The following is a 9,232-nucleotide window of genomic DNA, read 5'->3' on the forward strand; positions in this document are numbered from 1 at the left end:
CGCGCCCGCAGGCCCCCCCCGGGGTCGACGCCCGCCGCGCGGGCCCGGACCACGGCGGCGAGGAGCTCCTCGCCGACCCGGTCCTGCTCGGTGGTCGCACCGTCCGGCGCCGCCGGGACCGGCAGGCCCGCCCGCTCGAGGCGCTGGAGCAGCTTGTCGGCGCGGGCGAGGGCGGGCAGGTGCCGCGGGATGCCGTCGACGGGCCCGCGGGCCGGCTTCTCCTGCGCCTTGAGCTCGTCCCAGCGGGCCTGGACCGCCTCGCCGGTGCGCGCCTGCTCGTCGCCGAAGACGTGGGGGTGGCGGCGGCGGAGCTTGGCCGCCAGCGTGCGGGCGACGTCGTCCACGTCGAACGCCCCGCGCCCGGCCGCCACCCGGGCGTGGAAGACGACCTGGAGCAGGACGTCGCCGAGCTCCTCGGCGAGCTCGGCCTCCGCGGCAGGCGTGCCGTCGAGCGCCTCGACCGCGTCGAGCACCTCGTAGGTCTCCTCGACGAGGTAGCGGGTGAGGCTCTCGTGCGTCTGCTCCGCGTCCCACGGGCAGCCGCCCGGGGACCGGAGCCGGTCCATGACAGCGACGACGTCGAGCAGGGCGGCCCCGGGGGCCTCGGCGCTCACCTCAGGCGTCGGCGTCCGGGGCGGGCAGCCAGGGGTGCTCGACCGGGACGATGAGCTGGGCCCCGCCCTCGCTCACCTCGCCGTAGCGGGGGTTGACCTCGAGGTCGTCGACGAGGGCCTGGAACTGCTCCTCGACCTCGGCGGCCAGGGCGGGGTCCTGGGTGATCTCGCCGAGCATGAGGTTGGTCGAGATGAGGCGCAGCGTCGGCTCGGAGTAGATGCCCGTCGGGCGGCCGGCCTCCTCGTCGACGGAGGCGAGGAACTGGCGGGCCTGCACGTCGCCCAGGACGGCGCCGTTCTCCCGCGCGATGGACTCCACCGTGTCGCCGACCGCGAGGAAGGTGAGCACCTGCGCAGGGGCGACGGGCTGGCCGTTGCTCACCTCGAGCGGCAGCTCCTCCAGCACGGTGGCCACGTCGGCCTGGGTGACGACCGTCTCGCCGTCCACGAGCGCCGCGGCCGACGGGTCGCCGAGCGCGGAGCACGCGCCCAGCCCCAGGGCGGCGACGACGGCACCGACGACCGGGAGCGCCCGTGGGCCGCCTCGCCTCGTGCTGCTGCGGGGGGTCATCGTCGTCCTGGTCCCTTCGTCGCCGGCTCGTGCTCGGTACGGAAGGGTACGGCGCCCACGCGGCCGCGGGGTCCGTCCGCCAGGGCGGCGGCCGCGGCCGCCGTCGAGCCCGGCTCCGGGGCGGGAGCGGCCGGGTCGGTGGCCGCGACGACGACCGGCTTCTCCGGGGCGGGGAGCACGGTGCTGACCAGGCTGCGCACCCAGTCGACGAGCTCCGCGTCGCCCACGGGGCCGCCGATCGGGCGCCCGGCCATCGGGGCGGTCGGCAGCGGGACGAGGACCGTGCCCAGCGACGGCTTGACGACCGTCTTCGGGTAGAGCCGCTCCAGCCGCAGCCGCGCGGACTCGGCCAGGTCGACCGGGGCCAGGCGGAGGAACTTGCCCTGGACGCTGACGTCCTTGAGGCCGTAGCCGCGCAGGAACACCCGCAGCCGGGCGATGCCGAGCAGGGACCGGACCTGCGACGGCAGCTGCCCGTCGGGGGCGGCGCCGAACCGGTCGCGCAGGTCCTCCGCGACGGCGTCCACCGCCGCGTCGTCCGTCGCGGCGGCCAGGCGGCGGTAGGCCTCCAGGCGCAGCCGCTCGGCCGGCACATAGTCGTGGGGCAGGTAGGCGTCGACCGGCAGGTCGAGCGTGGTGTCGACCGGGTCCGGTTCGCCGTCCCCGTCGATGCCGCGCCGGTAGTCGGTGACGGCCTCGGCGACCATCCGCAGGTACAGGTCGAAGCCGACGCCCTCGATGTGGCCGGACTGCTCGCCGCCGAGCAGGTTGCCGGCGCCGCGGATCTCCAGGTCCTTCATGGCGACCTGCATGCCGGCGCCGAGCTCGGTGTTGGCGGCGATCGTCGACAGCCGGTCGTGCGCGGTGTCGGTGAGCGTCGCGCCCGGGCTCCACATGAAGTAGGCGTAGGCCCGCTCCCGGCCGCGGCCGACCCGCCCGCGCAGCTGGTGCAGCTGGCTGAGGCCGAACGTGTCGGCCCGGTCGAGGATCAGCGTGTTGGCGTTGGCGATGTCCAGGCCCGTCTCGACGATCGTCGTGCAGACGAGCACGTCGAAGCGCCGCTCCCAGAAGTCGACGACCGTCTGCTCGAGCTCGGTCTCGTGCATCTGGCCGTGCGCGATCCGGATCCGCGCCTCGGGGACGAGCGACTGCAGGTGCGCCGCGGTCCGCTCGATGTCGCTCACCCGGTTGTGGACGAAGAACACCTGGCCCTCGCGCAGCAGCTCGCGGCGGATCGCGGCCCCGACCTGGCGCTCGTCGTACGGGCCGACGTAGGTGAGGATCGGGTGGCGCTCCTCCGGCGGGGTGGCCAGCGTCGACATCTCGCGGATGCCCGTGACCGCCATCTCCAGGGTGCGCGGGATCGGCGTGGCGGACATCGCCAGCACGTCGACGTTGGTCCGCAGCTTCTTCAGCTGCTCCTTGTGCTCGACGCCGAAGCGCTGCTCCTCGTCGATGACGACGAGGCCCAGGTCGGAGAAGCGCATGTCCTTGCCCAGCAGGCGGTGGGTGCCGATGACGACGTCGACGCTGCCGTCCGCGACGCCCTCGCGCGCGCTGCGAGCCTCGGCCTCGCTGGAGAACCGGGACAGCGCCCGCACGACCACCGGGTAGCCGGCGAAGCGCTCGGAGAACGTCGACAGGTGCTGCTGGACGAGCAGCGTCGTCGGCACGAGGACCGCCACCTGCTTGCCGTCCATGACGGCCTTGAAGGCCGCGCGCAGGGCGATCTCGGTCTTGCCGTAGCCGACGTCGCCGCAGATGAGCCGGTCCATGGGGACCGGCTTCTCCATGTCGGCCTTGACCTCGTCGATGCTCGCGAGCTGGTCGGGCGTCTCCGCGTAGGGGAAGGCGTCCTCGAGCTCGCGCTGCCACACGGTGTCCGGGGCGAAGGCGTGCCCGACGCTGGCCATCCGGGCGCTGTAGAGCTGGATGAGCTCGCCGGCGATCTGCTTGACCGCCTTGCGGGCGCGCCCCTTGGCCTTGGCCCAGTCCGAGCCGCCCATCTTCGACAGCGCCGGTCCCTCGCCGCCGACGTAGCGGCTCACGAGGTCCAGCGCGTCGGTGGGCACGTACACCCTGTCGCCCGGCTGGTTCCGCTTGCTCGGGGCGTACTCCAGGACCAGGTACTCCCGGGTGGCGCCCTGGACCACGCGCTGCGTCATCTCCACGAACCGGCCGATGCCGTGGGTCTCGTGGACGACGTGGTCGCCGGGCTTGAGGGTGAGCGGGTCGACGACCTGGCGCCGCTTGGACGGCATCTTCCGCATGTCCTTGGTGGACGTGCGCTGCCCCGCCAGGTCGGCCTCGGTGAGCAGGGCCGCCCGCAGGTCCTCGTGGACGAAGCCGTGGAGCACCCCGCCGCACGTGACGTGGACGACGCCCGGCTCGGGGGCCGCGTCGAGGGAGTCGACCAGGCGCGCGGGCACGTCGGCCTTGGCCAGCACCTGGACGAGGTGCTGGGCGGGGCCGTGGCCCTCGGTGACGACGACGAGGCGCCAGCCGTCGGCGACGTGGGCCGCCAGGTCGCGCGAGGCCTCGGCCAGGTCGCCGCGGTAGCCGTTGACCGGGCGGGCGTCGACGGTGACCAGGCGGGCGGACCGGGCGTCGCGGAGCTCGGCGTCGGCGGTGAGGGTCCCCGCGGTCCACCAGTCCAGGCCCAGGTCCTCGGCGAGCTCGTGCAGGTCCGGCAGGGTGCGGAACATGCCGCCCTGCAGGCCGTCGGCCTCGATGTCGACCGGCGTGACGTTGCCGGCGGCCGCGTTGGACCAGGCGGCCTCGAGGAACTCCTTGCCTGTGTCGAGCAGGTCCTGCGCGCGGCTGTCGACGCGCGCAGGCTCGACGGTGACGACGAGGGCGCCCTCGGGCAGCTCGTGCAGCAGCGTGGTCATCCGGTCGACGAGGACGGGGATGAACGCCTCCATGCCCTCGACCGCGGAGCCCTCCGCGACCTTGGTGAGCAGCTCGGCGGCACCGGGGTAGGCGTCCAGCAGGCCGGCCGCCCGCTCGCGGACGGCGTCGGTGAGCAGCAGCTCGCGGCAGGGCGGGGCCAGCAGCTCCTCCACCGTGCCGAGGCTGCGCTGGTCGGCGACGGCGAACTCGCGCAGCTCGTCGACCTCGTCGCCGAAGAACTCGACGCGGACGGGGTGGGCGGCCGTCGGGGGGAACACGTCGACGATGCCGCCGCGCACGGCGAACTCGCCACGCCGCTCGACCATGTCCACGCGGTGGTAGGCGGCGTCGGCGAGGCCGCGGACGACGTCCGCGAGGTCGACCCGGTCACCGGCGCGCAGGTGCGTCTCGGCCAGGTCGCCCAGGCCGACGGCGAAGGGCTGCATCACCGAGCGGACGGGGGCGACCACCACGCGCAGCGGCGCCTCGCCGGGACGGTCGTCCGGGTGGGCCAGGCGCCGCAGCACCTGCAGCCGCTCTGCGACGGTGTCGCTGCGGGGGCTGAGGCGCTCGTGGGGCAGCGTCTCCCAGGCGGGGAAGCCGGCGACGGCACCCTCGGGCAGGAAGCTGCGCAGCCCCGCAACGGTGTCGTCGGCCTCGCGCGCGGTCGCGGTGACCACGAGCAGGGGACGGCGGCCGGCCAGGGCGGCGAGCAGGGGCGGTCGCAGCCCCTCGGAGCAGACGACGTCCACGGCACCGGTGTCGGCGGCGGAGGGGTCGGCGAGGTCGACGAGGGTGGAGACGGCCGGGTCCTCGGAGAGGACGGGCAGCAGGCCGGTGAGGGTCATGGCTCCTGGCAGGTGCTGGGGGTGGTCGACCGGGTGCGGGCGAGGCTCCCAGGATAGGCGCCGGGACCGACGGCGGCGCCGGGCCGGGTGCCCCTCGGGACCGCCGGCCTGTCCGCCACGGCCACGCCACCCCTCGCGAGTCACTGCGCGTGCGGCACGATTGACGCTGCGTGTCGCACCGCGCCTGAGCAGGCGTCACGCTGGGTCGGGATGAGGCGGAACGGTGCTCATCTGTCCCCCCCTGGTTGCACACTTGGTGAGCGGGCCCCCCCGCCCCGCAGACCCCAGCAGATGTGAGAGTCACGATGCGTCGACCCCGCACGCCCGGCACCCTGTCCCGCTCCTTCGCCGCGCTCGTCCTGGCCGTCACCGGCTCGCTGGCCGCGGGCGGCCTCGTCGCCGCCCCCGCCATGGCCGCGTCGCCCGTGGACGGGCTCACCCCGCAGACCGCGGCCGCGTCCTGCTGGGAGGTCAAGCAGCTGCAGCCGTCGGCACCCGACGGCCGCTACTGGCTGCTCACCCCCGCGCTGCAGGTCCCGCAGCAGTTCCAGTGCGACATGACCACCGACGGCGGCGGCTGGGTGCTCGTCGGGCGCGGGCGCGAGGACTGGACGAGCCAGTACCAGGGCCGTGGCACGACCGCCGAGGTCTCCGACGTGGTGACCGGCCCGGAGGCCTTCCCGGTCCGCCAGCTGTCGTCCGAGGTCGTCGACGCCCTGCTCGGCGGGGGCCGGGTGGACGCCCTCACGGAGGGCGTGCGGCTGCGCCGCGCCAAGGACGTCGGGGGCACGTCCTGGCAGGAGACCCGCGTGAAGCTGAGCAAGCGCGACCGGTGGGTGTGGACCCTCGGCGCCGAGCACGGCGTGGGCACGTGGTCCTTCGACGGCGTCGCCGGCTCCAAGGGCCAGACCAACAACTTCGGCGCCGACACCGTGTACCGCCGGGTGGACACCCGTGAGCTCGAGGCCCGGGGCTATGTCTGGGGCTTCGCCTACGGCGCCGGCGTCACCGGCAGCACGAGCGCCACCTCGCACCTGTGGAGCGTCACCGAGGGCGGCACGGCGGCCATGCCCTTCACCCAGGTGTGGCTGCGGCCCCGCCTCACCCAGGCCTCGCTCGGCTGGACCGCGGTGCCCGACAGCGGCACCCCCGCCTCCACCGTGAAGGCGATGCTGTCCAACTACGCCGAGCCCCAGGCGTGGGGCGTCACCGGCCTGGCCAACGGCCGCTCCGGCGAGCTCAACGTCGAGGTCCAGGGCTTCGCCCAGGTCGGCCGCACCGTCTACGTCGGCGGCAACTTCCGCTACGTCCAGAAGGGCTCCGCCGGCACCGAGCGCACCGAGCAGCCGTACCTCGCGGGCTTCGACGTCCAGACCGGCGAGTGGGTGTCGACCTTCCGGCCCCGCCTCAACGGCCAGGTCCTGGCCCTGGCCGCGCTCCCCGACGGCCGGCTGGTCGTCGGCGGCGAGTTCACGCAGGCCAACGGCGCCCCCGCCCCCGCCCTGGTCGGGCTGGACCCGGTGACCGGCGCCACCGACACCACCTGGCGCACCACGGTCGAGAACCGGATCTCCGGCGCGGTCGTCCAGGTCACGTCCCTCGACGTCGAGGGCCCGTGGCTCTATGCCGCGGGGGCCTTCACCCACGTCGGCGGCGGCACGCGCACCACCCCGGTGTACGCCCGCGGCGCGGCCCGCATCGCGACGACCACGGGGACCCCCGACGTCTGGAACCCCGCGTTCAACGGGACCGTCTCCGACATCTACGCCAGCCCGCAGGGCGACCGGCTCTACGCCGCCGGGTACTTCACGATGTCCAACGGCCGGGTCTCCAACAAGGCCGCCGCCGTCGGCACCACGCCCGACGCCGCGCTGGCCCTGGAGTGGAGCCCCGCGTACAGCACCGCCGACCGCTCCGGCTACCAGCAGGCCATCACCGAGGCGGCCGGCCGGGTGTGGCTGGGCGGCTCCGAGCACAGCTTCTTCAGCTTCGACCGGTCCACCTTCACCCGGCTGAGCGGCAACATCACCAAGAACGGCGGCGACTTCCAGGTCGCCGAGGTCGTCGGCGACGTCGTCTACGCCGGCTGCCACTGCAACGAGTGGTCGTACTCCGACGCCTACACGTGGAGCAACGTCGGCACCTCCTGGACGCAGGCCGACAAGATCGGCTTCACCGGCGCCTGGGACACCGCCACCGGCCGCACCATCCCGCAGTACAACCCCGTCATGCGCGCCCGCGCCGGGCACGGCCCGTGGGCGATGTTCGAGGACTCCACCGGCCTCACCTGGCAGGGCGGCGACTTCGTCAGCGCCGAGCGCGCACCCGGTCGCAACCAGTGGGTGGGCGGCTTCGTCCGCCAGGCCCAGCGCGACGCGGTCGCCCCGGCGACCCCCGCCTCGGCCGGCTCCGCCGCGGCCACCGCCACGACGTCCCTGCTGTCCTGGCAGCCCTCCGCCGGCGCGACCGGCTACGAGGTCATCCACCAGGACCGTGTCGTGGCCGCCACCGCGTCCACCTCGTACGAGGTGCCCACCCCGGCCACGGGCTCCGAGCGCTGGTTCGTCCGGGCCGTCGACGCCGAGGGCAACCGCTCCGCCTCCACCCCGGTCGTGACCGTCCGGGCCGGCGAGCTGCCCCCGCCCCCGCCTGCCGCGACCGCGGTCGTCGTCCCGCTCGGCTCCACCTGGTCCTGGGCCTTCGACGGCGTGGACCGCGGCACGGCGTGGCGCGAGCCCGGCTACGACGCCTCCGCCTGGGCCGCCGGCCCGGGGCGGATCGGCTTCAACATCGGCGGGGAGGCTACGCTCATCCCGGTCTCCGGCACCGGCGCCAAGCCGATGACCGCCTACTACGTGCGGACGTTCGAGCTGCCCGAGAGCGCGAGCAGGTACGGCTCCCTGAGCCTCGACCTGGCTCGTGACGACGGCGCCGTGGTCTACGTCAACGGCGTCGAGGTGGTCCGCGACAACATGCCCGCCGGGCCCATCGCCTACAGCACCGGCGCCAGCACCACGGTCAGCACGACCTACGCGGCACGCACCCCGGTGAGCTTCACCGTCCCCGCCACGGCCCTGCGCGACGGGACCAACACGGTCGCCGTCGAGGTGCACCAGAACCAGCCGTACGGCAACGACATGTCGTTCGACCTGCGCCTCACGGTCCGCCCGCCCGCCTGAGGCACGGCCCGCCCCGCAGGTCCGCCCCGCAGGTCCGCCCCGCAGGTCCCCCGTGGCATCCGGGGGACCTGCGGGGCGCGTCCCCCCGCCCGCGGTCCTGGCGGTGGGACGATGCGGGTCCGACCGCCCGCCAGGGCACGCACGACATCAGAGAGCGGTGGACCAGTGGACCCGTCAGGCACCGGGGCTCCCGCCTCCCCTCCGGTCACCGTCGTGGTCGCCACGCGCGACCGCCCCCAGCTCGTGGTCCGGGCGGTCGAGTCGGTCCTGGCCCAGCGCTACGACGGCGAGGTCGAGTGCGTCGTCGTCTTCGACCAGAGCGAGCCGCACCCGCTCGACGTCCCCTCGGCCGCAGCCCCCGGCCGCCGTCTCGTCGTCACCCGCAACGACGCGCGGACCCCGGGCCTGGCGGGGGCGCGCAACACCGGCATCCTCGCCGCCACCGGCGAGGTCGTGGGCTTCCTCGACGACGACGACGAGTGGCTGCCGGGCAAGCTGCAGGCACAGCTCGCGCTCTGGCAGGAGCACCCGGACGCGGTGGCGGTCGCCACCGGCATCGTCATCCGCAACGACGACGGCGACCACCCCCGCCCCGCCCCCGCGCGGGCGACCTTCGCGGACTTCCTGCGCTCGCGCATCATCGCTGTCAACCCGTGCACCGTGCTCGTGCGGCGCGAGGACCTGCTGGGCAGGGTCGGCCTGGTCGACGAGGGCATCCCCGGGTCCTACGGCGAGGACTACGAGTGGCTGCTGCGCGCGACGCGCCACGGTGACGTGGTGTCGCTGCCCGAGCCCTACGCGCGCATCAACTGGAACCGGCCGTCCTTCTTCGTGGGGCGCTGGGAGGGCATCGTCGCCGGGCTGACCTACCTGCTGGGCGTCGTCCCCGAGTTCGACCAGGACCCTCGCGGCCGGGCCCGCATCGAGGGCCAGCTGGCCTTCGCGAGCGCCGCCCTCGGCCGTCGGCGCGAGGCCCTCGGGTACGCCCGTCGCGCCCTGCGGCACCGCCCCCTCGACCCGCGGGCGCTGGCCTCGGTGCCGGTGGGCCTGGGTCTGGTGCGCCCGGACCGGCTCGTGGCGGCGGTGCAGCGCACGGGGCGCGGCCTGTGACGTCCCCGCCGGCCGCCG

Annotated in this window: 5 protein-coding genes; 2 read left to right on the top strand and 3 right to left on the bottom strand. The window is 74.9% G+C overall.

Going from position 1 to position 9,232, the window contains the following annotated elements; translation table 11 throughout:
• The 3 genes from WCS02_RS13960 to mfd form a co-directional block, all read right to left on the bottom strand.
• Positions 1 to 614: MazG family protein (locus WCS02_RS13960; protein ID WP_340294251.1), on the bottom strand; the 614-nt coding region annotated here is incomplete at its 3' end.
• Between the two features lies 1 nt (position 615).
• Positions 616 to 1,185: a hypothetical protein gene (locus tag WCS02_RS13965; RefSeq protein ID WP_340294253.1), complete on the bottom strand. Its 570-nt coding sequence runs from the start codon at positions 1,183 to 1,185 to the stop codon at positions 616 to 618.
• Positions 1,182 to 4,925 (bottom strand): transcription-repair coupling factor, encoded by a 3,744-nt coding sequence (gene mfd, locus WCS02_RS13970; protein WP_340294255.1) that lies wholly within the window; start codon positions 4,923 to 4,925, stop codon positions 1,182 to 1,184. The genes WCS02_RS13965 and mfd overlap by 4 nt, the downstream gene beginning before the upstream one ends.
• A 305-nt stretch (positions 4,926 to 5,230) precedes the next feature.
• On the opposite strand from mfd, the gene WCS02_RS13975 reads away from it, so the two are divergent.
• Positions 5,231 to 8,104: a fibrinogen-like YCDxxxxGGGW domain-containing protein gene (locus tag WCS02_RS13975; RefSeq protein WP_340294257.1), complete on the top strand. Its 2,874-nt coding sequence runs from the start codon at positions 5,231 to 5,233 to the stop codon at positions 8,102 to 8,104.
• 165 nt (positions 8,105 to 8,269) lie between these two features.
• Complete coding sequence (locus WCS02_RS13980) at positions 8,270 to 9,214, top strand: glycosyltransferase family 2 protein (protein ID WP_340294259.1); 945 nt, start codon at positions 8,270 to 8,272, stop codon at positions 9,212 to 9,214.
• Positions 9,215 to 9,232: the final 18 nt, after the last annotated feature.

Source organism: Aquipuribacter hungaricus, assembly GCF_037860755.1.
Lineage (GTDB): Bacteria > Actinomycetota > Actinomycetes > Actinomycetales > JBBAYJ01 > Aquipuribacter > Aquipuribacter hungaricus.